The organism is Salinicola sp. 4072 (assembly GCF_036663415.1).
In the GTDB taxonomy this organism is placed as follows: Bacteria; Pseudomonadota; Gammaproteobacteria; order Pseudomonadales; family Halomonadaceae; genus Salinicola; species Salinicola salarius_A.
Genome location: NZ_JAXOVV010000016.1, coordinates 19,009 through 40,909, shown reverse-complemented (window position 1 = coordinate 40,909; position 21,901 = coordinate 19,009). Strand labels below are relative to the sequence as shown.

Annotated in this window: 34 protein-coding genes; 2 read left to right on the top strand and 32 right to left on the bottom strand. The window is 59.9% G+C overall.

Annotated features, from left to right (window positions below):
- Positions 1-69: 69 nt before the first annotated feature.
- Together R3F72_RS11980 and R3F72_RS11975 are read right to left on the bottom strand one after the other, a co-directional pair.
- Positions 70-828 carry a lysophospholipid acyltransferase family protein gene (locus R3F72_RS11980; protein ID WP_303856122.1) on the bottom strand — a complete coding sequence of 253 codons (759 nt, stop codon included), beginning with the start codon at positions 826-828 and terminating at the stop codon, positions 70-72.
- Positions 825-1,739 carry a sugar nucleotide-binding protein gene (locus R3F72_RS11975; RefSeq protein ID WP_332779735.1) on the bottom strand — a complete coding sequence of 305 codons (915 nt, stop codon included), beginning with the start codon at positions 1,737-1,739 and terminating at the stop codon, positions 825-827. Before R3F72_RS11975 ends, R3F72_RS11980 begins: the two co-directional genes overlap by 4 nt.
- 196 nt (positions 1,740-1,935) lie before the next feature.
- Here R3F72_RS11975 and R3F72_RS11970 point away from each other — a divergent pair, with 196 nt between their 5' ends.
- A complete protein-coding gene (locus tag R3F72_RS11970) occupies positions 1,936-2,817 on the top strand; it encodes an SMP-30/gluconolactonase/LRE family protein (protein WP_332779734.1) in 882 nt (293 codons plus the stop codon).
- A gap of 115 nt (positions 2,818-2,932) precedes the next feature.
- Here R3F72_RS11970 and R3F72_RS11965 read toward each other — a convergent pair whose 3' ends face one another.
- The gene (locus R3F72_RS11965; protein ID WP_332779733.1) at positions 2,933-3,523 is read right to left on the bottom strand and encodes a single-stranded DNA-binding protein; all 591 of its coding nucleotides are present in this window, start codon (positions 3,521-3,523) and stop codon (positions 2,933-2,935) included.
- A 34-nt stretch (positions 3,524-3,557) separates the two neighbouring features.
- Positions 3,558-4,940, bottom strand: coding sequence for an MFS transporter (locus R3F72_RS11960; protein ID WP_332779732.1), 1,383 nt, complete (start codon positions 4,938-4,940; stop codon positions 3,558-3,560).
- Between the two features lie 161 nt (positions 4,941-5,101).
- On the opposite strand from R3F72_RS11960, the gene uvrA reads away from it, so the two are divergent.
- The gene (uvrA, locus tag R3F72_RS11955; RefSeq protein ID WP_332779731.1) at positions 5,102-7,954 is read left to right on the top strand and encodes an excinuclease ABC subunit UvrA; all 2,853 of its coding nucleotides are present in this window, start codon (positions 5,102-5,104) and stop codon (positions 7,952-7,954) included.
- Between the two features lie 159 nt (positions 7,955-8,113).
- Here uvrA and rplQ read toward each other — a convergent pair whose 3' ends face one another.
- The 28 genes from rplQ to rpsJ all read right to left on the bottom strand — a co-directional run bounded on the left by rplQ (position 8,114) and on the right by rpsJ (position 21,879).
- A complete protein-coding gene (rplQ, locus tag R3F72_RS11950) occupies positions 8,114-8,500 on the bottom strand; it encodes a 50S ribosomal protein L17 (protein WP_071230729.1) in 387 nt (128 codons plus the stop codon).
- 95 nt (positions 8,501-8,595) lie between these two features.
- Positions 8,596-9,594 (bottom strand): DNA-directed RNA polymerase subunit alpha, encoded by a 999-nt coding sequence (locus R3F72_RS11945; RefSeq protein WP_332779730.1) that lies wholly within the window; start codon positions 9,592-9,594, stop codon positions 8,596-8,598.
- An 80-nt stretch (positions 9,595-9,674) separates the two neighbouring features.
- Positions 9,675-10,295 (bottom strand): 30S ribosomal protein S4, encoded by a 621-nt coding sequence (gene rpsD / locus R3F72_RS11940; RefSeq protein ID WP_071230727.1) that lies wholly within the window; start codon positions 10,293-10,295, stop codon positions 9,675-9,677.
- 12 nt (positions 10,296-10,307) lie between these two features.
- Positions 10,308-10,694: a 30S ribosomal protein S11 gene (rpsK, locus tag R3F72_RS11935; RefSeq protein WP_009723883.1), complete on the bottom strand. Its 387-nt coding sequence runs from the start codon at positions 10,692-10,694 to the stop codon at positions 10,308-10,310.
- 36 nt (positions 10,695-10,730) lie between these two features.
- A complete protein-coding gene (gene rpsM, locus R3F72_RS11930) occupies positions 10,731-11,087 on the bottom strand; it encodes a 30S ribosomal protein S13 (RefSeq protein ID WP_071230726.1) in 357 nt (118 codons plus the stop codon).
- Between the two features lie 129 nt (positions 11,088-11,216).
- On the bottom strand, positions 11,217-11,330 hold the full coding sequence (rpmJ, locus tag R3F72_RS11925; protein WP_031384759.1) for a 50S ribosomal protein L36: 114 nt from the start codon (positions 11,328-11,330) through the stop codon (positions 11,217-11,219).
- A gap of 30 nt (positions 11,331-11,360) precedes the next feature.
- Positions 11,361-12,695 carry a preprotein translocase subunit SecY gene (secY, locus tag R3F72_RS11920; protein WP_332779729.1) on the bottom strand — a complete coding sequence of 445 codons (1,335 nt, stop codon included), beginning with the start codon at positions 12,693-12,695 and terminating at the stop codon, positions 11,361-11,363.
- Positions 12,696-13,130, bottom strand: a complete 435-nt coding sequence (gene rplO, locus R3F72_RS11915) for a 50S ribosomal protein L15 (protein WP_071230724.1) — start codon at positions 13,128-13,130, stop codon at positions 12,696-12,698.
- Between the two features lie 3 nt (positions 13,131-13,133).
- Positions 13,134-13,316, bottom strand: a complete 183-nt coding sequence (rpmD, locus tag R3F72_RS11910; RefSeq protein ID WP_071230723.1) for a 50S ribosomal protein L30 — start codon at positions 13,314-13,316, stop codon at positions 13,134-13,136.
- A gap of 6 nt (positions 13,317-13,322) precedes the next feature.
- The gene (rpsE, locus tag R3F72_RS11905) at positions 13,323-13,823 is read right to left on the bottom strand and encodes a 30S ribosomal protein S5 (RefSeq protein ID WP_071230722.1); all 501 of its coding nucleotides are present in this window, start codon (positions 13,821-13,823) and stop codon (positions 13,323-13,325) included.
- 11 nt (positions 13,824-13,834) lie between these two features.
- Complete coding sequence (gene rplR, locus R3F72_RS11900) at positions 13,835-14,185, bottom strand: 50S ribosomal protein L18 (RefSeq protein ID WP_071230721.1); 351 nt, start codon at positions 14,183-14,185, stop codon at positions 13,835-13,837.
- Positions 14,186-14,194: 9 nt separating this feature from the next.
- Positions 14,195-14,725 carry a 50S ribosomal protein L6 gene (rplF, locus tag R3F72_RS11895; protein WP_332779728.1) on the bottom strand — a complete coding sequence of 177 codons (531 nt, stop codon included), beginning with the start codon at positions 14,723-14,725 and terminating at the stop codon, positions 14,195-14,197.
- Between the two features lie 9 nt (positions 14,726-14,734).
- Positions 14,735-15,127, bottom strand: a complete 393-nt coding sequence (rpsH, locus tag R3F72_RS11890) for a 30S ribosomal protein S8 (RefSeq protein ID WP_332779727.1) — start codon at positions 15,125-15,127, stop codon at positions 14,735-14,737.
- Between the two features lie 31 nt (positions 15,128-15,158).
- Positions 15,159-15,464: a 30S ribosomal protein S14 gene (gene rpsN / locus R3F72_RS11885; protein WP_332779726.1), complete on the bottom strand. Its 306-nt coding sequence runs from the start codon at positions 15,462-15,464 to the stop codon at positions 15,159-15,161.
- 10 nt (positions 15,465-15,474) lie between these two features.
- Complete coding sequence (gene rplE, locus R3F72_RS11880) at positions 15,475-16,014, bottom strand: 50S ribosomal protein L5 (RefSeq protein WP_071230717.1); 540 nt, start codon at positions 16,012-16,014, stop codon at positions 15,475-15,477.
- An 18-nt stretch (positions 16,015-16,032) separates the two neighbouring features.
- Positions 16,033-16,350: a 50S ribosomal protein L24 gene (gene rplX / locus R3F72_RS11875; protein WP_075563676.1), complete on the bottom strand. Its 318-nt coding sequence runs from the start codon at positions 16,348-16,350 to the stop codon at positions 16,033-16,035.
- A 14-nt stretch (positions 16,351-16,364) separates the two neighbouring features.
- Entirely contained in the window at positions 16,365-16,736 is a 372-nt protein-coding gene (gene rplN, locus R3F72_RS11870; protein WP_071230715.1) for a 50S ribosomal protein L14, read from the bottom strand.
- Positions 16,737-16,790: 54 nt separating this feature from the next.
- The gene (gene rpsQ / locus R3F72_RS11865; RefSeq protein ID WP_071230714.1) at positions 16,791-17,051 is read right to left on the bottom strand and encodes a 30S ribosomal protein S17; all 261 of its coding nucleotides are present in this window, start codon (positions 17,049-17,051) and stop codon (positions 16,791-16,793) included.
- Positions 17,051-17,245, bottom strand: coding sequence for a 50S ribosomal protein L29 (gene rpmC / locus R3F72_RS11860; RefSeq protein WP_075563678.1), 195 nt, complete (start codon positions 17,243-17,245; stop codon positions 17,051-17,053). The genes rpsQ and rpmC overlap by 1 nt, the downstream gene beginning before the upstream one ends.
- On the bottom strand, positions 17,245-17,658 hold the full coding sequence (gene rplP, locus R3F72_RS11855; RefSeq protein WP_071230712.1) for a 50S ribosomal protein L16: 414 nt from the start codon (positions 17,656-17,658) through the stop codon (positions 17,245-17,247). Before rplP ends, rpmC begins: the two co-directional genes overlap by 1 nt.
- A gap of 14 nt (positions 17,659-17,672) precedes the next feature.
- The gene (rpsC, locus tag R3F72_RS11850; RefSeq protein ID WP_087719766.1) at positions 17,673-18,374 is read right to left on the bottom strand and encodes a 30S ribosomal protein S3; all 702 of its coding nucleotides are present in this window, start codon (positions 18,372-18,374) and stop codon (positions 17,673-17,675) included.
- Between the two features lie 11 nt (positions 18,375-18,385).
- Positions 18,386-18,718: a 50S ribosomal protein L22 gene (rplV, locus tag R3F72_RS11845; protein ID WP_035470378.1), complete on the bottom strand. Its 333-nt coding sequence runs from the start codon at positions 18,716-18,718 to the stop codon at positions 18,386-18,388.
- Positions 18,719-18,735: 17 nt separating this feature from the next.
- Positions 18,736-19,011 (bottom strand): 30S ribosomal protein S19, encoded by a 276-nt coding sequence (gene rpsS, locus R3F72_RS11840; RefSeq protein WP_071230710.1) that lies wholly within the window; start codon positions 19,009-19,011, stop codon positions 18,736-18,738.
- Between the two features lie 22 nt (positions 19,012-19,033).
- Positions 19,034-19,861 (bottom strand): 50S ribosomal protein L2, encoded by an 828-nt coding sequence (gene rplB, locus R3F72_RS11835; RefSeq protein WP_087719765.1) that lies wholly within the window; start codon positions 19,859-19,861, stop codon positions 19,034-19,036.
- A gap of 16 nt (positions 19,862-19,877) precedes the next feature.
- Complete coding sequence (gene rplW / locus R3F72_RS11830; protein WP_071230708.1) at positions 19,878-20,174, bottom strand: 50S ribosomal protein L23; 297 nt, start codon at positions 20,172-20,174, stop codon at positions 19,878-19,880.
- On the bottom strand, positions 20,171-20,776 hold the full coding sequence (rplD, locus tag R3F72_RS11825) for a 50S ribosomal protein L4 (RefSeq protein ID WP_071230707.1): 606 nt from the start codon (positions 20,774-20,776) through the stop codon (positions 20,171-20,173). The genes rplW and rplD overlap by 4 nt, the downstream gene beginning before the upstream one ends.
- A 14-nt stretch (positions 20,777-20,790) precedes the next feature.
- Positions 20,791-21,429, bottom strand: a complete 639-nt coding sequence (rplC, locus tag R3F72_RS11820) for a 50S ribosomal protein L3 (protein WP_322528498.1) — start codon at positions 21,427-21,429, stop codon at positions 20,791-20,793.
- Between the two features lie 138 nt (positions 21,430-21,567).
- On the bottom strand, positions 21,568-21,879 hold the full coding sequence (gene rpsJ, locus R3F72_RS11815; RefSeq protein WP_035470365.1) for a 30S ribosomal protein S10: 312 nt from the start codon (positions 21,877-21,879) through the stop codon (positions 21,568-21,570).
- Positions 21,880-21,901 lie beyond the last annotated feature (22 nt).

The following is a 21,901-nucleotide window of genomic DNA, read 5'->3' as shown; positions in this document are numbered from 1 at the left end:
AATGCAAAAGGCGCCCCGCGGGGCGCCTTTTTTGGGCTCGTTTTCTGCTATCCGTCTCAGCGAATCGGGTCAGGACGGCAACTCTGCCGGCGCAGCCTTCTCCGGCAGCGGTGGACGCGGCACTTCGGATATCTCGTCGAGGGTGCGCTCGATCCAGGCTTCCATCTCTGCCATCACCTCTTCGGGGCTGCGGCCGACAGTCTCGATCGGCTCGCCCACGACCACATTGAGCACGCCGGGCTGCTTGACCCAATGACGGCCCCAGCGCTCGCCGGCATTGTGAGCGACGGGCAGCACCGGAACGCCGGTACGACACGCGATTACCGCACCGCTCTTGTTGAAGCGACGTCGCTGTCCCGGCGGTACGCGCGTCCCCTCGGGGAAGATCAGTACCGACAACCCTTCTTCCAGACGCTGCTTGCCATGAGAAAGCACCTGACGCATGGCGGCCGACGGCTTCGAGCGATCCAGCGGGATCGGTCGCAGTAGACGCACGCCCCAGCCGAATAGCGGAATCTCGAGCAGTTCCTTCTTGAGCACGGTGCAGATCGGTGTCTTGAGCAGCTGCAGATAAACCGTTTCCCATTCGCTCTGATGATTGGCCAGTACCACGCAGGGCCCCTCGGGAACCCGCTCACGGCCACGAATGTGGTAGCGAATGCCGCAGGTCAAGGAGAGCCATCTGATGATGAATCGGTTATGCCAATTGAACAGGCGGAACCGCGAGCGGGTCGGCAGGGCGAAACCGATGGGCAACATCAGCAGACCGGAGACGAGGATCGCCAGGAAATAACCGATATAGAAGATCACACTACGAAAGGCTTTCATGCGCGGGACGTTTCCCCCTTGCGACTGTCTCGGCTGCCATTATCGACCTCATCATGGTCGGGATAGTGCTGCTGGCACCAGGCATCCAGCATCAGTCCCAACTCCAGCCGCCAGGACTTCTGGTGGATACCGAAGACATCGAGCAGCCGACGACAGTTGAGCACTCGTCGCAGCGGCGTGTCGTGGTGTTGATTGAGCGCCAGCAATTCACCCGGCGCCGGCAAGGCTCCGACGCCTTCGAGACGCGTCGCCAGCTGTGTCCGGACCACAGAGCAGAAGGTGAAGACGCTGACGGGTTCCGTACCGCAGAGATGGTAGGTGCCCCAGGCACCAGCACCACTATCGAGCTGCAGTAGCACGCCCGTCAGCGCGCGCGCGACGGCCTTCACCGATGTCGGGCAGAGCACCAGATCCTGGGCCGCACGCACCGATTCGCCGCGCATCAGCGATTCGATCAGTTCGCTCAACCAGGCGCCTTCGCCTTCGAGCCCGAACAGCGGCCCCAGACGCAGGATCAGATGCTGGGGATGGCGGCGCACGTGCTCGCCAACCGAGATCAGACGGCGCAACGCCTCATCCCGCGGTCGTGGCAGAACGTCCTCGTCGATCGGGCCTTCCGCTCCATCTTCGTAGAGCGTGTCCGAGACGCACCAGATCAGCGGAATCCGGCGAGCCTGGCACGCTTCGAGCAGCGCTTCGACCTGACTGGCGTGGGCATAGACCACCGCCGGCTCGCGGCGACCAGGATCTGCCAGCGGCGGCACGATCACGGCATCCGGGCCGATCGTGGCCAGTACGTCGGCGTCCACCAGCTCCGGTGCCGGCCAATACTCGATGTCGCTACGCTGCGCGGCCGTATCGCGCAGCGCCAGACTCAGACAATGCTCTGCTTGCAACACCAGACACTTCACGATGGCACCTCGACACGCATCATCGCTTTTGGATCCTTACTCATTGGGAGAACCATATTTCCATTGTCGATACCGGCACTATGATAATAAAAGCCGTGACAACGGAAGCATTGATAATCAGGGTATCGATAGTGACAGACATTGATATTGACGGACATCGATACCGGCACACTTCGCTAGTCTAGGGAGAGACATCATGAATGAGGACGTCACCGTGGCCTGGGAGGATGGCGCCGAACTCGGCGAAGGCCCCATCTGGTCCGATAGTCTTCAGGCTCTGCTGTTCGTCGACATTCGGCAGGCCAGACTGCATGCCTACCACCCCGACAATGGAGAACGCCAGAGCTGGGATCTCGAAGAAGCCTGCTGCTGGCTGCTGCCCCGCGAGGATGGCGGCTTCGTTGCCGGCCTGCACTCCGGCGTAGCTGAACTCGACCTCGATGCCGATGGCCCTCGTATCGGCAAGAGACTCACACCGGTCAAATGGCTGCCGGACGGCGATCGCCTCAACGACGCCAACAGCGATACCCACGGCCGGCTATGGTTCGGTTCCATGGACGATGCCGAAGCCGAGGTTCACGGCTACCTGTTTCGTCTCGACAGCCGCGGGCTGATCGAGATGGACAGCCAATACCACGTGACCAACGGCCCTGCCATCAGCCCCGACGGTCGCACACTTTATCACAACGACAGTGCGCGCCAGATCGTCTTCGCCTTCGATCTCGACGACGACGGCGAGCTGGAGAACCGCCGCGAGCACATTCGACTGCCGGAGGGCGCCGGCTATCCGGATGGCATGACCTGCGATCGCGAAGGCGGGTTATGGATCGCCCTGTGGGATGGCGGCCGCATTGCCCGCTATCACGCCGATGGCTCGCTCGATCGCGAAGTCGCGCTCCCGATCTCCCGGCCCACCTCCTGTATTTTCGGCGGTGAAGCGCTGGATCGCCTGTTCGTCACTTCGGCAGCCACCGGTTGCGACGACGAACCACTGGCCGGGTCCCTGTTCGAGATCGACGTCGAGATCGGCGGCCTCGCGACCACACCCGTGGTCATGCCCAACGATTCTACGCTATGACTCGGCGGAACCCTCCGAAGCGATCGGTCATTGCGCTGCCGCACGATACCAGGACAGAAAAGCCCCGCTTGGCGGGGCTTTGGTCACTTTCCTGGACGTCATTCATCGACGCGCGTCAGAACGGAATTTCGTCGTCGAAATCGTCGAAGCTACCCGGGTTGGGGGCGCCGTAGTTGGGGTTCTGATTGGGCTGTGGCGCCGGCTGTCCCTGTTGCGGAGGACGCTGTTGCGGCTGCCCTGACTGCGGCGGGCGCTGCTGTGGCTGCGGATTGCCGCCATAGTTGCCCTGCTGCGCCTGCTGACCGTAACTATCCTGCGGCGCGCCGCCGTACTGCCCCTGGGGCTGCGCATAGTCACCGCCGCCACCGGCTCGGGAATCCAGCATCTGCATGTCGTTGCCGACGATTTCGGTCGAATAGCGATCCTGACCGTCCTGCCCCTGCCATTTACGGGTCTGCAGCCGGCCCTCGATATAGATACGCGACCCTTTCTTCACGTACTGCTGGGCGATTTCCGCCAGCTTGTTGAACAGCACCACGGTGTGCCATTCCGTACGCTCCTGGCGCTGGCCGCTCTGACGGTCGGTCCAGCTATCGGTCGTGGCGATGCGCAGGTTGCACACCGGATTCCCCGAAGGCAGAAAGCGGACTTCCGGATCCTGTCCCAGGTTGCCGATCAGGATGACTTTGTTTACACCTCTGGCCATCGTTGTCTCCTCGCATTCCTGCGTTGCGACGCGCTCACGCGTCGGTTCGTTGCCATTGTTTACCTGCGATACTGGCCAGCATCTCGACATCCAGACGCTGACGGTCGACCTTGAGATAGGCGACCTGCTCTTCGGGTACCACCATGACGTCCTCGACGCCGGTCACCGAGGCAAAACGGTCGAGTAGTGTATCGAGCATGTCCATGGATTGCTTGTCGAGTGCGATGATCTCGCTCGAGAGATGGCGCGGGGCGGGCATCTTCCAGACCACGGCCAGCCAGATCGCGCCCACCACCGCCGCCCCCAGGAATACGCTCTGAACACCGAAACCCTGCGATAACGCTCCACCCAATGTGCCGCCGAGGAAAGCCCCCAGGAACTGGCTGGTCGAATAGACGCCCATGGCCGTTCCCTTGGCACCTGCCGGCGCCAATTTGCTGATCATCGAGGGCAGTGTGGCTTCCAATAGATTGAAGACGACGAAAAAGCCCCAAAGTAGGGTGAGTAACGAGACCCGGTCGTTTGCCAGTTCACCGAAGCCTAGCAGGATCAGCGTCATCGCCGCGACGGCACCAATGAAAATGGGCTTCATCTTGCGATACTTCTCGGCCACGATGACCAGCGGAATCATGCCGACGAAGGCCAGTGCCATCACCGGCAGGTAGACCCAGCCATGATCCGCCGGCGCGAACCCCAATGCCTCGAGCCGGAACGGCAGCGCCGTGAAGCAGGCAGTCAGAATCAGATGCAGCGCAAAAATCGAGAAATCCAGCCGCAATAGGTCGCTCTGGGCAAGCGTCGCGCGAAGCTGACGCCGGTCGATGCCGACATCGCGATGCGGCATGCGCTTCGGCGCTTTCGGTACCAGCTTCCACAGGATCAGCAGTCCGCAGGCGGCCAGCGCGGCGGTAAACCAGAACACGCCGGCAAGTCCGCCGATATCCGCGACCAGTGGGCCTGCCACCATGGCAACGGCGAACGCCACGCCGATGGAAAGGCCGATGGTCGCCATCGCCGCGGTACGGATCTCTTCACGGGTCTGATCGGCCAGCAGCGCCATGATCGCACCGGCCACGGCGCCACTGCCCTGCAGACAGCGGCCGATGATGATGCCGGTGATGGAAGTAGCGTTGGCGGCGACCAGACTGCCGATGATGAAAAGCACGAGGCCGCCGCCGATGACGGCTTTACGACCGATACGATCGGACAGCAGCCCGAAGGGAATTTGCAGGATAGCCTGAGTCAGGCCGTAGCCGCCCAGCGCCATGCCGACCAGCAGCGGAGTCGCACCATCGAGATGATCGGCATACAGCGCCAGGACCGGCAGGACCATGAACAGGCCCAGCATGCGCGAAGCATAGAGACTGGCCAGCCCGACGATGGCACGTCGTTCGGTGACGAGAAAACGAGAATTCATGGAGGTCACAACGTTGGGTGAACTCGGTCAAGACCGAGGATGGTTCGGAATGAGTGACACATTTTACCGCTCGCCTTCCGCCAGTGAAAGCAGCCGGCTTTGCCGGTCATTTGATCCGCGACCTATAATGGTCGTTTCCCGCGTCGCAGCACGAGGTAGTCATGGACAGCATTCTGGTCAGGGGCGCACGAACCCATAACCTGAAGAACATTGATGTCGAACTGCCGCGCGACAAGTTGATCGTGGTAACCGGTCTATCCGGTTCGGGTAAATCTTCGCTCGCATTCGACACGCTTTACGCCGAAGGGCAACGACGCTACGTCGAGTCCCTGTCGACCTACGCCCGCCAGTTCCTGTCGATGATGGAAAAGCCCGACGTCGACCATATCGAAGGACTGTCGCCGGCCATTTCCATCGAGCAGAAATCGACCTCGCACAACCCCCGCTCCACCGTCGGCACGATCACCGAGATCTACGACTACCTGCGCCTGCTGTTCGCTCGCGCCGGGACGCCGCGGTGCCCTGACCACGACGAAGAGCTCGAGGCCCAGACGGTCTCGCAGATGGTCGACCAGGTACTGACACTGCCCGAGGGCACCCGGCTGATGCTGTTGGCTCCGGTGGTCAAGGGCCGCAAGGGCGAGCATCAGCAGTTGATCAGCGAGCTGCGAGCCCAGGGGTTCGTACGCGCGGTGATCGACGGTCATACCGTCGAGCTCGACGATGTGCCGGACCTCGACAAAAAGCGCAAGCACGATATCAGCGTGGTGGTCGACCGCATCAAGGTTCGCCCGGACCTGCAGCAGCGTCTGGCCGAGTCCTTCGAGACCGCGCTCAACCTGGCCGATGGCACAGCGATCATCCACTTCATGGACGGCGAGCAGGAAGATCTGGCGTTCTCTTCACGCTTCGCCTGCCCGATCTGCGGCTACTCGCTTTCCGAGCTCGAGCCGCGGCTGTTCTCGTTCAACAACCCGGCCGGCGCCTGCCCGACCTGCGACGGCCTCGGCGTGCGCCAGTTTTTCGACCCGGACAAGCTGATCAGCCATCCGGAACTGTCGCTGGCCGAAGGCGCGATCAAGGGCTGGGATCGCCGTAGCATCTACTATTTCAGCCAGTTGCAGGCCGTCGCCGACCACTACCGCTTCACGTTGGACACGCCCTGGAACGAACTTGCCCGTCACGAGCGCGACCTGCTGCTCAACGGCAGCGGCAAGGACGAGATCGCGTTCAGCTATGTCAACGACCGGGGGCGCAAGGTCACCCGCGAACACCCTTTCGAGGGTGTGCTGCCCAACCTCGAGCGGCGCTATCGCGAGACCGAATCCTCCATGGTGCGCGACGACCTCGCCAAATACCTGGCTGTACGCCCCTGCCCGACCTGCCATGGCACCCGCCTCAAGCGGGAGGCGCGCCATGTCTTCATCGACGGTCATAATCTGCCGACGCTGACTCAAATGCCGGTGGGCGAAGCCTGGGAATACTTCGGCCAGGTGACGCTACCCGGCCGCAAGGGCGAGATCGCGGTCAAGATCGTTCATGAAATCCATGCGCGTCTGGAGTTCCTGGTCAATGTCGGGCTCGACTACCTGACGCTGGAGCGCAGTGCCGACACGCTCTCCGGCGGCGAGGCCCAGCGCATCCGCCTGGCCAGCCAGATCGGCGCCGGCCTGGTCGGGGTGATGTATATTCTGGACGAGCCCTCGATCGGCCTTCATCAGCGCGACAACGACCGCCTCCTGCGCACCTTGATTCGCCTGCGCGACCTGGGCAACACCGTGATCGTGGTCGAACACGACGAAGACGCGATTCGCGCCGCCGATCATGTCCTCGATATCGGGCCGGGGGCCGGCGTGCATGGCGGCACCATTGTGGCTCAGGGTACGCCCCAGCAGATCGAGACAACGCCGGAATCGCTGACGGGACAGTACCTTTCCGGAAAGCGCTGTATCGAAGTGCCGCCACATCGCATTCCGGTCAATCCGGACAAGCAGCTTCATCTGCGCGGCGCGAGTGGCAACAATCTACAGGATGTCGATCTGGCGCTGCCGCTGGGCCTGTTCGTCTGCGTGACCGGCGTTTCCGGTTCCGGCAAGTCCACCTTGATCAACTCGACGTTGATGCCGATCGCTGCGCGCGAACTCAATCGCGCCACGACGCTCACCGCGGCACCTTATCGCAGCGTCGAGGGTCTCGATCAGCTCGACAAGATCATCGACATCGATCAGAGCCCGATCGGTCGTACGCCTCGCTCCAACCCCGCCACCTATACCGGCATCTTCACGCCGATCCGTGAACTCTTCTCGGGTACGCAGGAAGCCCGCGCCCGTGGCTACAAGCCGGGGCGCTTCAGCTTCAACGTCAAGGGCGGCCGCTGCGAGGCGTGTCAGGGCGAAGGCATGATCAAGGTCGAGATGCACTTCCTGCCGGATATCTACGTGCCCTGCGATGTCTGCAAGGGCAAGCGCTACAATCGCGAGACGCTGGAGATCCACTACAAGGGCAAGAGCATCCACGAGGTGCTGGAGATGACCATCGAGGAGGCTCTGGAATTCTTCAGCCCGGTACCGGCGATCGCCAGACGCCTGCAAACACTGATGGACGTGGGCCTCTCCTACGTTCGCCTGGGCCAGAGCGCCACGACGCTCTCCGGCGGCGAGGCACAGCGCGTCAAGCTCGCACGTGAGCTGGCCAAGCGCGATACCGGCCAGACACTCTATATCCTGGACGAGCCAACGACGGGGCTTCACTTCGAGGACATTCGTCAGCTCCTGGGCGTGCTGCACCGGCTACGCGATCACGGCAACACCGTAGTGGTGATCGAGCACAATCTGGACGTGATCAAGACCGCGGACTGGATCATCGACCTCGGGCCGGAAGGGGGCTCCGGCGGCGGACGCATCATCGCCGAAGGAACGCCGGAACAGGTCGCCGTGCTCGCACATTCCCATACGGGCCATTTCCTGGCGCCGCTACTGCCTGAACCCAAGGCACGCAAGGCCAAGCGCGCCTGAGGCGGCACGAGGCGGCACTCGGATGGAGGGTGTCGCCTTTCAAGCTTCTTCCTCTCTTCTTACTATTTGCCTTGGCCAAGGCTCTGAGATTCAGCCAAAAGAAAACCGGCTGCCCAAGTGATTGGGCAGCCGGTTTTTGTCGTGCAAGAAGCTTGGGACTTATTCGTCGCCAGCAGCTTCTTCGACGACCGGACGATCGACCAGCTCGATGTAAGCCATCGGCGCGTTGTCGCCAGTGCGGTAGCCGCACTTGAGCACACGGACATAGCCGCCCGGGCGATTGACGTAACGCGGGCCAAGCTCGTTGAAGAGCTTGCCGACAGCTTCCTTGGAGCGGGTGCGGCTGAACGCCAGACGGCGATTCGCCACGCTATCCTGCTTGGCCAGGGTGATCAGCGGCTCGATATGACGGCGCAGTTCCTTGGCTTTAGGCAGGGTAGTCTTGATCACTTCATGCTCGACCAGCGAGATGCACATGTTCTTGAACATGGCGTGCCGATGCGAGCTGGTCCGATTCAGATGACGACCACTCTTACGATGACGCATGATTGCTATTCCTTACCAAACTGGTGATTCGAGTCGGCACACTGGATTCGACGCTAGGCGACGACACCGAAGACTGAGCCTCGGCGCTATCTTCCTCAGGCAGAAGCCTTGTCGTCTTTCAGACTCGCCGGCGGCCAGTTTTCCAACCGCATGCCGAGTGAAAGACCGCGCGAAGCCAACACGTCCTTGATCTCGTTCAAGGACTTCTTGCCAAGGTTCGGCGTCTTGAGCAGCTCGACTTCCGTGCGCTGAATCAAATCGCCAATGTAGTAAATATTCTCGGCCTTCAAGCAGTTGGCGCTGCGAACCGTGAGTTCGAGATCATCCACGGGGCGCAGAAGAATCGGATCGATCTGATCTTCCTCTTCTTCGGTTTCCTGCTCTCTGTCAGCTTCGAGGTCGACGAAGGCGGCCAGCTGTTCCTGAAGAATGGTCGCACTGCGACGAATGGCTTCTTCGGGGTCCAGAGTGCCGTCAGTTTCGAGATCGATGACCAGCTTATCGAGGTCGGTGCGCTGTTCGACACGTGCAGCCTCTACCGCATAGGAGACGCGGCGTACGGGGCTGAAAGTGGCATCCAGCTGCAGACGACCGATGGCACGGGATTCGTCCTCGTCAGAGAGTCGCGCATCCGCCGGTTCGTAACCACGACCCCGGACGACCTTGAGCTGCATTTTCAGCTCGCTGCCACCGTTGAGGTGAGCGATCACGTGGTCCGGATTGACGATCTCGACGTCATGACCGACGGCGATATCGCCTGCGGTCATCACACCGGGGCCCTGCTTGTTCAGGGTCAAGACGGCTTCGTCGCGGCCGTGCATCCTGATGGCCACGTCCTTGAGATTCAACAGAATCTCGATGACGTCTTCCTGAACACCTTCGATGGCACTGTATTCATGCAACACGCCATCGATTTCGGCTTCGATCACGGCACAGCCGGGCATCGAAGAAAGCAGGATGCGACGCAGCGCATTCCCCAGGGTATGGCCGAAACCACGTTCGAAGGGTTCCAGCACGATCTTTGCGTGATGTGCACTGACCTCTTCGACCTTGATGTCGCGGGGACGGAGAAACTCTGTCACTGAACGCTGCATATGAACACCTTCCCAGGCTGCCAAACGAATATCGGTACCCAATGCTGGTCTCGGGCCGCAATCGCGACCCGAGCTCAGACTTACTTGGAGTACAGCTCGACGATCAGGTTTTCGTTGATGTCGGCAGACAGGTCACCGCGTTCCGGGACAGCCTTGAAAGTGCCTTCCATCTTCTTCGAATCGATGTCGATCCACGTCACGTCGCCGCGGTTGGCAGCGATGGACAGGGCCTGCTGGATACGGGCCTGGTTCTTGGCCTTCTCGCGAACAGACACGACGTCGCCGGGACGCACCTGATAGGACGCCACGTTGACAGTACGGCCATTGACCGCGATCGCCTTGTGGCTGACCAACTGACGTGATTCGTTACGCGTGGAGCCGAAGCCCATGCGATAGACCACGTTGTCCAGTCGGCATTCCAGCAACTGCAGCAGGGATTCGCCGGTCGCACCTTTCAGGCGAGCGGCTTCCTTGTAGTAGTTGCGGAACTGTTTTTCGAGCACGCCATAGATACGACGCACTTTCTGCTTCTCGCGAAGCTGCAAGCCGTAGTCGGAAAGACGCTGACGGCGCTGGCCATGCACACCCGGGATCTGCTCGGATTTGCACTTCTTCTCGAAGGGAGTGACACCGCTCTTGAGAAAGAGGTCGGTGCCTTCACGACGAGACAACTTACACTTGGGTCCAAGATAACGAGCCATGAGTCTGTCTCCTTAAACGCGGCGTTTCTTCGGCGGACGGCATCCGTTGTGCGGAATCGGCGTCGCGTCAGTAATGCTCTGTACACGGAAGCCGGCGGCATTGAGCGCGCGCACGGCAGACTCACGGCCAGGACCTGGGCCCTTGACCAGCACGTCGACGTTTTTCACACCATACTCGGCTGCAGCAGTCGCTGCACGTTCACTCGCCACTTGAGCTGCGAACGGGGTGCTCTTGCGAGAACCACGAAAACCCGAACCACCGGCTGTTGCCCAAGAAAGCGCATTGCCCTGGCGGTCTGTGATCGTCACGATCGTATTGTTAAAAGAGGCATGGATATGCGCTACCGCATCCACGACCTGCTTTTTAACCTTTTTACGGTTACTACGCGGGTTAGCCATGTTGATGTATCCTGATCTTAAACGCCGGAACGTTAATTACTTACGAATCGGTTTACGCGGTCCCTTACGGGTACGCGCATTGGTCTTGGTACGCTGACCACGCAGCGGTAGACCACGACGATGGCGCAGACCACGGTAACAACCCAAGTCCATGAGACGCTTGATGTTCAGCGTCACATCACGGCGAAGGTCGCCTTCTACGGTGTACTTGCCCACTTCGGTACGCAGAACGTCGAGCTCTTCGCCAGACAGATCCTGAACCTTGGTGGTCGGTGCGATGCCGGCAGCAGCACAGATACTCTGTGCACGCGTGCGGCCAATCCCGTAGATGTAGGTCAGCGAGATCGCCGCATGCTTGTTGTCCGGGATATTGACGCCTGCAATACGGGCCATCAGCTTACTCCGAATGTTGAGCGGCTTGCTCGTTAGTCGTCCACAAAGGGCGCAATAGCATACCCCCTAACCTCTCTCGAGGCAAGGGATATGCCACGGCCCGCTTTTACTCGCAGCTTCGGGGTAGAATCAACCCTGGCGCTGCTTGTGGCGAGGTTCCGTGCAGATAACACGAACCGCGCCGTTGCGCCGAATGATCTTGCAGTTACGGCACATTTTCTTTACAGAAGCTCGAACTTTCATCGTTCTCTCCAAATGCTCTCTCGCGGAGGCTCAGCGCGTCAGGCCGCCGCTACCGTAGCCCTTCAGGTTCGATTTCTTCATCACTGACTCATACTGGTGAGACATCAGATGAGACTGAACCTGGGCCATGAAGTCCATGATTACCACGACCACGATCAGCAGCGAGGTACCCCCGAAGTAGAACGGCACCTGCCAGGCCACCACCAGGAACTGCGGCATCAACGAGACCAGTGTGATGTAGAGCGCCCCGAACAGCGTCAAGCGCGTCATCACCTTGTCGACGTAGCGAGCCGTCTGCTCTCCCGGACGAATACCCGGCAGGAAAGCGCCGGACTTCTTCAGGTTGTCGGCAACATCCTTAGGATTGAATACCAACGCCGTGTAGAAGAAGCAGAAGAACAGCACCGCCGCGGCGAACAGAATGATGTACAACGGCGCTCCGGGTGCGAGCTGCTGCGAAGCCACCTGCAACCACTCGAATCCGTCACTCTGGCCCAACCACTGCCCGATGGAGCCGGGAAACAGCAGAATGCTAGACGCGAAGATCGGCGGAATGACGCCTGCCATGTTGACCTTGAGCGGCAGATAGCTGCTCTGGCCGGCATACATCTTGTTGCCTACCTGGCGACGCGGATAGTTCACCGTGATACGACGCTGACCGCGCTCGATGAACACCACGAAAGCCACCGTGGCGATACCGAGAATCGACAGGGCCAACAGCGGAAGCACGTTCCAGGCGCCGTCATTACGCGCCAGTTCAAACGACTGACCGATTGCGCTCGGCAAACCCGCCACGATACCTGAGAAGATGATCAGCGAAATACCGTTGCCGATCCCCTTTTCGGTGATCTGCTCGCCCAGCCACATCAGGAATACGGCACCGGCCACGAACGTCACGACTGCCGTGAAGTAGAAGCTGATGTCGCCCGAATAGGCCACGCCCTGACTGACCAGACCAACTGACATGCCCGTCGCCTGGATCAGCGCCAGCAACACCGTGCCGTAGCGTGTGTACTGGTTGATCTTGCGGCGCCCGGCTTCGCCTTCCTTCTTCAGCGCTTCGAGCTGAGGCGATACCGCGGTCAGAAGCTGCATGATGATCGACGCGGAGATATACGGCATGATCCCCAGCGCGAAGATACTCATGCGCTGCAGCGCACCCCCCGAGAACATGTTGAACATGCCCAGGATGGTGCCCTGGTTCTCCCGAAACAGGGCAGCCAGCTGGTCAGGATCGATGCCGGGGACGGGGATGTGGGCACCGATGCGGTACACCACGATCGCGATGAAGACGAAACGCAGGCGTGCCCACAGCTCGCTGAGACCACTACCCATGTTCGCCGGCATGTTTCCTGACTTAGCCATTTAGTCCTCTACTTTGCCACCGGCCGCTTCGATCGCAGCACGCGCACCTTTGGTGACCTTGAGGCCACGCACGGTAACCGCCTTGCTCAGCTCGCCGGACAGAACGACCTTGGCGTACTCGGTAGCATTCTTGAGCACGTTGGCTTTCTTCAGGCTAGCGAGATCGGCAACATCGCCCTCGACCTTGGCCAGCTCGGCCAGGCGGACTTCTTCGGACACCAGCGACTTGGCCGAGGTGAAACCGAATTTAGGCAGACGACGCTGCAAGGGCATCTGACCACCCTCGAAGCCCGGCTTGACCGAGCCACCAGAGCGAGACTTCAAGCCCTTGTGACCACGGCCACCGGTCTTGCCCAGACCGGAGCCGATGCCGCGCCCGACACGCTTTTCGGCGTGCTTGGAGCCCGGAGCCGGGCTTAAGCTATTGAGTTTCATGGATTACTCTCCCTCGATTCGAACAAGGTAGTTGACCTTGTTGATCATGCCGCGAACGGCGGGGGTGTCTTCCAGCTCGACCGAATGCCCGATCCGACGCAGACCGAGACCGGTCATTGTCGCCTTGTGCTTCTTCAGGACACCGATGGTGCTGCGGGTCTGAGTGATTTTGATAGTCTGTGCCATGGTCACTTACCCCGCCAACTCTTCGACAGACAGGCCACGCTTGGCGGCGATGTCTTCCGGAGATTGCATGGATTCAAGACCCTTGATCGTGGCGCGAACCACGTTCACCGGGTTAGTGGAACCGTAGCACTTGGCCAGAACGTCATGCACACCGGCCAGTTCCAGCACGGAACGCATGGCACCACCGGCGATGATGCCGGTACCTTCGGAAGCCGGCTGCATGAAGACCTTGGACGCGCCGTGACGGGCACGTACCGGGTACTGCAACGTGCTACCGCTGAGGCTGACCTTGACCATGTTGCGGCGAGCCTGGTCCATGGCTTTCTGGATCGCGACCGGCACTTCACGTGCCTTGCCGCGACCGAAGCCGACCCGGCCGTTGCCATCGCCAACGACGGTCAGCGCGGTGAAGCCGAAGATACGGCCACCCTTGACCACCTTGGCGACGCGGTTGACCTGCACCAACTTCTCTTGCAGATCTCCGCCCTTCTGTTCGTTATTCGCCATCGTTAAACCCTTTAGAATTGCAGACCGCCTTCGCGTGCGGCATCAGCCAATGCCTTGACACGCCCGTGGTACTGGAACCCAGCGCGGTCAAAGGCGACCTGAGAGATGCCGGCATCCTTGGCGCGCTCGGCAATCAGAGCACCCACCTTGGCAGCCGCGTCAGCGTTGCCCGTGGCACCTTCGCGCAGGCTCTTGTCCAGCGTGGAAGCGCTGGCCAGGACCTTGCCGCCGTCCGGTGAGATGATCTGCGCATAGATGTGTCGCGGGGTGCGGTTGACGCACAGGCGAAACACACCCAAATCGCGGATCTTGGCACGGGCGCGGCGGGCACGACGGAGACGAGATTCTTTCTTCGCGTTCATAACCCTGCCTTACTTCTTCTTGGCTTCTTTGCGGCGGACACGTTCGTCACTGTACCGAACCCCTTTGCCCTTGTAGGGCTCCGGCGGACGGAACGCGCGAATTTCCGCTGCCACCTGACCGAGCTTCTGCTTGTCCGCGCTTTTCAGCACGATCACGGTGTTCTTGGGCGTTTCCGCCGTGACACCTTCGGGCAGCGTGTAGTCGATCGGGTGTGAGAAACCGAGTGTTAGGTTCAGCGTCTTGCCACTAGCCTGGGCACGATAGCCGACGCCATTGATTTCCAGCGACCGAGTGAAACCCTCGGAAGCGCCGGTGACCATGTTCTGGACCAAGGCACGAGTCGTACCAACCATGGCCCATGTTTTCGCCGTTTCGCTCGGGGCGAAAACCAACTGGCCGTCTTCCTGAGTGATCTTCACGTCGGGATGCACGGTCAGTTCAAGCGTGCCCTGGCCGCCCTTGACGGACAGCTGGTCGCCGTCGAATTTCACCTCGACGCCGTTGGGCAGTTTAACCGGATACTTGGCTACGCGAGACATTACTCACTCCTAGAATACGGTGCAGATGACTTCACCACCGACACCCGCCTGGCGTGCGGCACGATCGGTCATGACACCTTGGGAGGTGGTGACGATTGCCACACCCAGACCGTCCGCGACCTTGGGCAGTTCGCTCTTGCCCTTGTAGATCCGCAGTGACGGCTTGGACATACGCTGGAGGTGCTCGATAACCGGCTTGCCCTCGAAGTACTTGAGGGTCACGGTCAGTTCGGGCTTAGCGCCTTCGGTGACCGACACGTCGGTAATATAGCCTTCCTGCTTGAGTACGCGGGCCACTTCAATCTTGAGCTTGGAAGACGGCATGGTAACCGTCTCCTTGGTGGCCATCTGCGCATTGCGAATACGGGTAAACATATCCGCTAGAGTATCTTGCATGCTCATTACATTGCGCTCCTGAATTCCTCGACGTGGCTTACCAGCTGGACTTCTTCAGTCCAGGGACATCGCCACGCATGGCAGCTTCGCGCAGCTTGTTACGGGCCAGTCCGAACTTGTTGTAGTAACCGTGCGGACGACCGGTAATGCGGCAGCGGTTGCGCTGACGGACCTGACTGGAGTCACGCGGCAACTGTTGCAGCTTCAGCTGAGCGTCGAAGCGCTCTTCGTCAGAAGCGTTCACGTCATAAATGACGGTTTTGAGCGCGGCACGCTTGGCGGCGTACTTGTCGACCAGCTTTGCGCGCTTGAGCTCACGCTCAATCATGCTTTTCTTTGCCATGAATCCACCCTTATTGCTTGAACGGGAAGTTCAGCGCGCTGAGAAGCGCACGACCTTCTTCGTCGGTGATGGCGCTGGTCGTGATGGTGACATCCAGACCCCGGATCCGGTCGATCTTATCATACTCGATCTCCGGAAAGATGATCTGCTCACGTACGCCCATGGAGTAGTTGCCACGGCCATCGAAGGATTTCGGATTCAGACCGCGGAAGTCACGCACGCGAGGAATCGCGATGTTGACCAGACGGTCCAGGAATTCCCACATCCTTTCGCGGCGCAGCGTCACCTTGACGCCGATCGGCCAGCCTTCGCGGACCTTGAAGCCAGCAATGGACTTGCGCGCCTTGGTTACCACCGGCTTCTGACCGGAGAGCTTCTCCAGGTCGCCGATGGCGTTGTCGATCAGCTTTTTATCGCTGGTCGCTTCGCCGATGCCCATGTTCAGCGTCACCTTGGTGATCCGGGGCACCTGCATAACGTTGGCATAGCTGAACTGCTCTTTGAGCTGAGCCATGACCTCGTTTTGATAACGTTCTTTCAAGTTCGCCATTTTGCTACCCGACTCGCGTTAGGCGTCGATCTGCTTCTGCGTCGACTTGTAGATACGTACCTTGGTACCGTCTTCCTGTAGCTGGAAGCCGACGCGATCCGCCTTGCCGGTCTCCGCATTGAAGATGGCTACATTGGACGCATGGATCGGAGCCTCACGCTCGACGATACCCCCCGGGTTGCCAACCATAGGATTGGGCTTGGTGTGGCGCTTGATCATGTTCACGCCCGAAACGACATAACGATCGTTTTCGAGGACGCGCTTGATCGTGCCACGCTTGCCCTTGTCCTTGCCGGCGATGACGATGACTTCGTCGTCACGTTTGATCTTGTGCATATCCGCCTCGCTCCTTACAGCACTTCGGGCGCCAAGGAAATGATCTTCATGAACTTCTCGTTACGCAGTTCACGAGTTACCGGTCCGAAGATACGGGTACCGATCGGCTGTTCGTTGGCGTTATTCAACAGAACCGCCGCATTTCCATCGAAGCGAATCAGCGAACCGTCGTTACGACGGACACCGCTACGCGTACGCACGACCACCGCCTTGAGGACCTGGCCTTTCTTGACCTTGCCCCGCGGGATGGCTTCTTTGACCGTCACTTTGATGATGTCGCCAACGCGAGCGTAACGGCGGTGTGAACCACCCAGCACCTTGATGCACTGCACCCGGCGCGCGCCGCTGTTATCCGCGACATCCAGCATTGTCTGCGTCTGAATCATTGGTTTTCTCCAAACCTAATCTGACTGCACTGGTTCAGAAGGCGCCTGTCGGGCTCAGCCCTTGGCCTGCTCGACCACCTCGACCAACGTCCAGGCCTTCTTCTTGGACAGCGGACGGCATTCCTGAATGGAAACCAGATCGCCGGCCTTGGCCTGATTCGACTCGTCGTGGGCGTGCAGCTTGGTGGAGCGCTTCATGTACTTGCCGTAGATCGGATGGCGCTCGCGGCGCTCGATCAATACGACAATCGATTTTTCCATCTTGTCGCTCACCACCCTGCCGGTGAGCGTACGTGCTTTGCTTGCTTCAGCCATTATTGGTCACCTGACTTCTGGTTGAGCACAGTCTTGACGCGAGCGATGTCGCGACGAACCTGCTTCAGCAGATGCGTCTGGCTCAGCTGGCCGGTGGCCTTCTGCATGCGCAGGTTGAACTGCTCGCGGAGCAGTTCGAAGAGCTGCTCCTGCAGCGCATCGACTGACTTTTCACGCATTTCGTTGGCTTTCATCACATCACCGTCCGTTTCACAAAGGTGGTGGAGATGGGCATTTTCTGGGCCGCCAGGGAGAAGGCTTCACGCGCCAGCTCCTCGGAGACACCCTCGATTTCGTAAAGCACTCTGCCCGGCTGAATCTGGGCGACCCAGTACTCGACGGAACCCTTACCCTTACCCATACGAACCTCGAGAGGCTTGTTGGTAATCGGCTTGTCCGGGAATACACGGATCCAGATCTTGCCACCACGCTTGACGTGACGGGTAATGGCACGACGACCCGCTTCGATCTGACGTGCGGTGATACGGCCGCGATCGGTAGCTTTGAGACCGAAGTCCCCGAAGCTCACCTTGCTGCCGCGATGCGCCAGGCCGCGGTTACGACCTTTCTGCACCTTGCGGAACTTTGTACGCTTGGGTTGCAACATCGATCAGTCTCCCCTTACCTGGAACCTTTCTTCTTCGGTGCGGGTGCCTGAGCCTGCTGCTTCTGCTTGGCACGCACCTCTTCGATGCCCCCGAGGATTTCGCCCTTGAAGACCCAGACCTTGACGCCGATGACGCCGTAGGTGGTGTGAGCTTCATAAGTGGCGTAATCGATATCGGCACGCAGTGTATGAAGCGGCACGCGACCTTCGCGATACCACTCGGTACGTGCGATCTCGGCACCACCCAGACGACCGGAGAGCTGCACCTTGATACCGCCGGCACCCAGACGCATGGCGTTCTGAACGGCACGCTTCATGGCGCGACGGAACATCACGCGACGCTCGAGCTGACCGGCGATGTTCTGCGCGACCAGAGCGGCATCGAGTTCCGGCTTGCGGACTTCTTCGATGTTGACATGCACCGGCACACCCATCATGCGGGTGACATCCTGACGCAGACGATCGACGTCCTCGCCCTTCTTGCCAATCACGATGCCCGGACGGGCAGTGTGAATGGTGATCCGGGCGTTGTTGGCCGGACGCTCGATGGTAATGCGGCTCACGGAAGCGTTCTTCAAACGCCCCTCGAGATAGCTACGCACTTCCAGATCGCTGTTCAGCTTGTCGGCATAGGCTCCACGCTCGGCATACCAGACCGAGGTGTGATCCTTGACGATGCCCAGTCGGATACCGACTGGATTGACTTTCTGACCCATCTGGTCGACTCCTACTTCTCGGCTACCTTGACGGTGATGTGGCAGGTGCGCTTCAGAATGCGATCCGCACGGCCTTTGGCGCGCGGTTGAATGCGCTTGAGCGTCATGCCCTCATCGACACAGATGGTCGAGACACGCAGCTCGTCGATGTCCATGCCGTTGTTTTCTTCCGCATTGGCGATCGCGGACTGCAACACCTTCTTGACCAGCTTGGCGGCCTTCTTCGGTGAGAAGGTCAGCACGTCGAGCGCTTCGGCGACCGGCTTACCGCGCACCTGGTCAGCCACCAAACGGGCCTTCTGGGCGGATAAGCTCGCGCCACGCAACTTAGCAGCGACTTCCATCTCTTATTCCTCTTGGCTTACCGTTTGGCTTTCTTGTCCGCTGCGTGACCGCGATAGGTGCGGGTGGCAGCGAACTCGCCCAACTTGTGGCCGACCATTTCCTCGGAGACATGCACCGGGACATGCTGGCGACCGTTATGTACCGCAATGGTGAGCCCGACCATGTTGGGCAGGATCATCGAACGACGCGACCAGGTCTTGATCGGTTTGCGATCGTTCTTTTCCGTTGCGACTTCGACCTTCTTCAACAGATGAAGGTCGATGAAAGGACCTTTCTTCAGTGAACGTGGCACAGCCGTTACCTCTTAATGTCTGTTACTTGGACTTGCGGCGACGAACGATGAGCTTGTCGGTACGCTTGTTCTTGCGGGTCTTGTGGCCCTTGGTGGGAATCCCCCACGGGCTGACCGGGTGACGACCACCACTGGTACGGCCTTCACCGCCACCGTGCGGGTGATCCACCGGGTTCATTGCGACACCGCGAACAGTGGGGCGCACCCCTCTCCAACGTTTCGCACCGGCCTTGCCCAATTGACGCAGGCTGTGCTCAGAGTTGCCCACTTCACCCAATGTAGCGCGGCATTCGGACAGCACGCGGCGCACCTCGCCAGAACGCAGACGCAGCGTTGCGTAGTTGCCTTCACGTGCAACCAGCTGAGCGCTGGCGCCGGCGCTACGGGCAATCTGCGCACCCTTGCCCGGCTTCAGTTCGATGCAATGCACCGTAGAACCGACCGGAATGTTGCGCAGCGGCAGCGCGTTTCCGCGCTTGATGGCGGCGTTGACACCGGACTCCACCACGTCGCCGACCTTGAGGGCCTTGGGCGCGATGATGTAACGACGCTCGCCGTCCATGTACTTCAGCAGCGCGATGTTGGCGCTACGGTTCGGATCGTATTCGATACGCTCGACGGCGGCCTTGATGCCATCCTTGATGCGCTTGAAATCGATCAAACGATAATGCTGACGATGACCACCACCCACGTGACGCGTGGTGATACGGCCATTGTTGTTACGCCCACCCGACTTCGACTGCTTCTCGACAAGCGCACCATAGGCGCGGCCCTTGTAGAGCTCGTCGTTGACGACTTTGACGACGTGACGACGACCGGCGGACGTGGGTTTTGTCTTGACTACTGCCATGATCCGTACTCCTGCCTTACTCGGCGCCAGAGAAGTCTTCGAGCGTTTCGCCCGCAGCCAGGGTCACGTACGCCTTGCGGTAACCCTTGCGCAGACCAATGCCGAAGCGAGTGCGTTTGGTCTTGCCCTTGACATTGAGCACCTGAACGCCGGCAACTTTCTTGCCGAAAAGCGCTTCAACTGCCTTCTTGATCTCGGGCTTGGTCGCGTCCTGGGCCACTTTGAACACGTACTGATTGTTCTCAGCGGCGAGAGCGGCCTTCTCGGTCATGTGAGGTCCGAGCAGAACCTTGTATACGCGTTCCTGGTTCATCCCAGCTTCTCCTCGAATTTACGCAGAGCGGAGACGGTCATCAGCACCTTGTCGAAGGCGACCAGACTGACCGGATCAGCGGCCGCAGCGTCGACGACATCGACGTTGGGGATGTTGCGCGCTGCCAGATAGAGCTTCTCGTCGATTTCTTCGGTGACGATCAGCACTTTCTCGAGCTCCAGCTCCTTGAGCTTGCCGACCAGCTGCTTGGTCTTGGAGGTTTCGACGACAAACTCCTCGACCAGTACCAGACGTTCCTGGCGAACCAGCTCGGACAGGATCGAACGCATGGCCGCACGATACATCTTGCGGTTGACCTTCTGCGTGTAGTCCTGCGGACGAGCGGCAAACGTTACGCCACCACTACGCCACAGCGGCGAACGAATGGTGCCGGCACGTGCACGACCGGTGCCCTTCTGGCGCCACGGCTTTTTGCCGCCGCCACGGACGTCGGAGCGGTTCTTCTGAGCGCGGGTACCCTGACGGCCTGCCGCCAGATAGGCGGTGACGACCTGGTGGACCAGCGCTTCGTTGAAGTCTTTGCCAAAGGTCTCTTCGGACACTTCGACGGTGCCTGCGGCACCTACGAGATTCAGATTCATCGGTCTCAGTCCCCTCAGCGAGCTTTCACGGCACTGCGCACAACGACATCACTGCCGGGTGCACCGGGCACGGCGCCCTTGATCAACAGCAGATTGCGCTCGGTATCGACACGCACCACTTCCAGCGTCTGGACAGTGACACGCTCGTTACCCAGCTGACCGGCCATCTTCTTGCCCTTGAAAACGCGACCTGGAGTCTGGCACTGACCGATGGAACCCGGCGCACGGTGAGACAGCGAGTTACCGTGGGTATTATCCTGGGTGCGGAAATTCCAGCGCTTAACGGCGCCTTGGAAGCCTTTACCCTTGGAGGTACCGGTCACATCGACTTTCTGACCAGCTTCAAAGAGGGATACGGTGAAGGAACCGCCCACTTCCGGAGTCTCATCGTCTTCTGTCAGACGGAACTCCATCAGGGAACGGCCTGCCTCGACACCTGCCTTGGCGTATTGACCAGCAATCGCCTTGGAGAGGTGCTTGGCTTTGCGGGAGCCAGTTGTAACCTGCACCGCGCGGTAGCCGTCAGACTCAACGGTCTTGACGCCAGCGATACGGTTAGGCTCAACCTCGATAACGGTTACGGGCACGGATGCGCCATCTTCGGTAAAGACACGGGTCATGCCCGCCTTCTTACCGACCAAACCGATAGTCATGTTCAGTCTCCTTTAGTGTACGGGACTATCACCCGCTATGGCTGCCCTTTCCAGAGCATTCCACTAGCACATTGTGTGGCGTCTCACGACGCGGCGGAAGCTGGTGAACTCAACGTCCGCTAGTGTCTAGTGTTAGTTTCAGTCGAGTTTAATCTGCACGTCTACGCCAGCGGCAAGATCGAGCTTCATCAGCGCATCGACGGTCTTTTCCGTCGGCTCGACGATGTCGAGAACGCGCTTGTGCGTGCGAATCTCATACTGATCGCGCGCGTCCTTGTTGACGTGCGGTGAAATCAGGATGGTGTAACGCTCGCGGTTGGTCGGCAGCGGGATCGGACCACGCACCTGAGCGCCAGTGCGCTTGGCTGTATCCACGATCTCCTGAGCCGACTGATCGATCAGCCGATGGTCAAACGCTTTCAGCCGAATGCGAATCTTTTGGTTCTGCATTTACCTTATGCTCCACTGGATG

What these genes read in the sequence shown, in the direction of transcription:
- R3F72_RS11945 (WP_332779730.1), bottom strand. Translation starts at nt 9,594, where the DNA reads ATGCAGCGTTCAGTGACAGAGTTTCTCCGTCCCCGCGACATCAAGGTC.
- secY (WP_332779729.1), bottom strand. Translation starts at nt 12,695, where the DNA reads ATGGCTAAGTCAGGAAACATGCCGGCGAACATGGGTAGTGGTCTCAGC.
- rplC (WP_322528498.1), bottom strand. Translation starts at nt 21,429, where the DNA reads ATGACTATCGGTTTGGTCGGTAAGAAGGCGGGCATGACCCGTGTCTTT.
- rplR (WP_071230721.1), bottom strand. Translation starts at nt 14,185, where the DNA reads ATGAACGCGAAGAAAGAATCTCGTCTCCGTCGTGCCCGCCGCGCCCGT.
- rplN (WP_071230715.1), bottom strand. Translation starts at nt 16,736, where the DNA reads ATGATTCAGACGCAGACAATGCTGGATGTCGCGGATAACAGCGGCGCG.
- rpsE (WP_071230722.1), bottom strand. Translation starts at nt 13,823, where the DNA reads ATGGCGAATAACGAACAGAAGGGCGGAGATCTGCAAGAGAAGTTGGTG.
- rpsQ (WP_071230714.1), bottom strand. Translation starts at nt 17,051, where the DNA reads ATGGCTGAAGCAAGCAAAGCACGTACGCTCACCGGCAGGGTGGTGAGC.
- rpmJ (WP_031384759.1), bottom strand. Translation starts at nt 11,330, where the DNA reads ATGAAAGTTCGAGCTTCTGTAAAGAAAATGTGCCGTAACTGCAAGATC.
- rplP (WP_071230712.1), bottom strand. Translation starts at nt 17,658, where the DNA reads ATGTTGCAACCCAAGCGTACAAAGTTCCGCAAGGTGCAGAAAGGTCGT.
- rpsK (WP_009723883.1), bottom strand. Translation starts at nt 10,694, where the DNA reads ATGGCTAACCCGCGTAGTAACCGTAAAAAGGTTAAAAAGCAGGTCGTG.
- R3F72_RS11965 (WP_332779733.1), bottom strand. Translation starts at nt 3,523, where the DNA reads ATGGCCAGAGGTGTAAACAAAGTCATCCTGATCGGCAACCTGGGACAG.
- R3F72_RS11970 (WP_332779734.1), top strand. Translation starts at nt 1,936, where the DNA reads ATGAATGAGGACGTCACCGTGGCCTGGGAGGATGGCGCCGAACTCGGC.
- rpsH (WP_332779727.1), bottom strand. Translation starts at nt 15,127, where the DNA reads ATGAGCATGCAAGATACTCTAGCGGATATGTTTACCCGTATTCGCAAT.
- rplO (WP_071230724.1), bottom strand. Translation starts at nt 13,130, where the DNA reads ATGAAACTCAATAGCTTAAGCCCGGCTCCGGGCTCCAAGCACGCCGAA.
- rpmD (WP_071230723.1), bottom strand. Translation starts at nt 13,316, where the DNA reads ATGGCACAGACTATCAAAATCACTCAGACCCGCAGCACCATCGGTGTC.
- rplF (WP_332779728.1), bottom strand. Translation starts at nt 14,725, where the DNA reads ATGTCTCGCGTAGCCAAGTATCCGGTTAAACTGCCCAACGGCGTCGAG.
- rplB (WP_087719765.1), bottom strand. Translation starts at nt 19,861, where the DNA reads ATGGCAGTAGTCAAGACAAAACCCACGTCCGCCGGTCGTCGTCACGTC.
- rplV (WP_035470378.1), bottom strand. Translation starts at nt 18,718, where the DNA reads ATGGAAGTCGCTGCTAAGTTGCGTGGCGCGAGCTTATCCGCCCAGAAG.
- rpsM (WP_071230726.1), bottom strand. Translation starts at nt 11,087, where the DNA reads ATGGCCCGTATTGCAGGCGTCAATATCCCGGACAACAAGCATGCGGCG.
- rplX (WP_075563676.1), bottom strand. Translation starts at nt 16,350, where the DNA reads ATGCACAAGATCAAACGTGACGACGAAGTCATCGTCATCGCCGGCAAG.
- uvrA (WP_332779731.1), top strand. Translation starts at nt 5,102, where the DNA reads ATGGACAGCATTCTGGTCAGGGGCGCACGAACCCATAACCTGAAGAAC.
- rpsJ (WP_035470365.1), bottom strand. Translation starts at nt 21,879, where the DNA reads ATGCAGAACCAAAAGATTCGCATTCGGCTGAAAGCGTTTGACCATCGG.
- rpsC (WP_087719766.1), bottom strand. Translation starts at nt 18,374, where the DNA reads ATGGGTCAGAAAGTCAATCCAGTCGGTATCCGACTGGGCATCGTCAAG.
- R3F72_RS11960 (WP_332779732.1), bottom strand. Translation starts at nt 4,940, where the DNA reads ATGAATTCTCGTTTTCTCGTCACCGAACGACGTGCCATCGTCGGGCTG.
- rplD (WP_071230707.1), bottom strand. Translation starts at nt 20,776, where the DNA reads ATGAATCTGAATCTCGTAGGTGCCGCAGGCACCGTCGAAGTGTCCGAA.
- R3F72_RS11980 (WP_303856122.1), bottom strand. Translation starts at nt 828, where the DNA reads ATGAAAGCCTTTCGTAGTGTGATCTTCTATATCGGTTATTTCCTGGCG.
- rpmC (WP_075563678.1), bottom strand. Translation starts at nt 17,245, where the DNA reads ATGAAAGCCAACGAAATGCGTGAAAAGTCAGTCGATGCGCTGCAGGAG.
- rplW (WP_071230708.1), bottom strand. Translation starts at nt 20,174, where the DNA reads ATGAACCAGGAACGCGTATACAAGGTTCTGCTCGGACCTCACATGACC.
- rpsN (WP_332779726.1), bottom strand. Translation starts at nt 15,464, where the DNA reads ATGGCAAAGAAAAGCATGATTGAGCGTGAGCTCAAGCGCGCAAAGCTG.
- rplE (WP_071230717.1), bottom strand. Translation starts at nt 16,014, where the DNA reads ATGGCGAACTTGAAAGAACGTTATCAAAACGAGGTCATGGCTCAGCTC.
- rplQ (WP_071230729.1), bottom strand. Translation starts at nt 8,500, where the DNA reads ATGCGTCATCGTAAGAGTGGTCGTCATCTGAATCGGACCAGCTCGCAT.
- rpsD (WP_071230727.1), bottom strand. Translation starts at nt 10,295, where the DNA reads ATGGCTCGTTATCTTGGACCCAAGTGTAAGTTGTCTCGTCGTGAAGGC.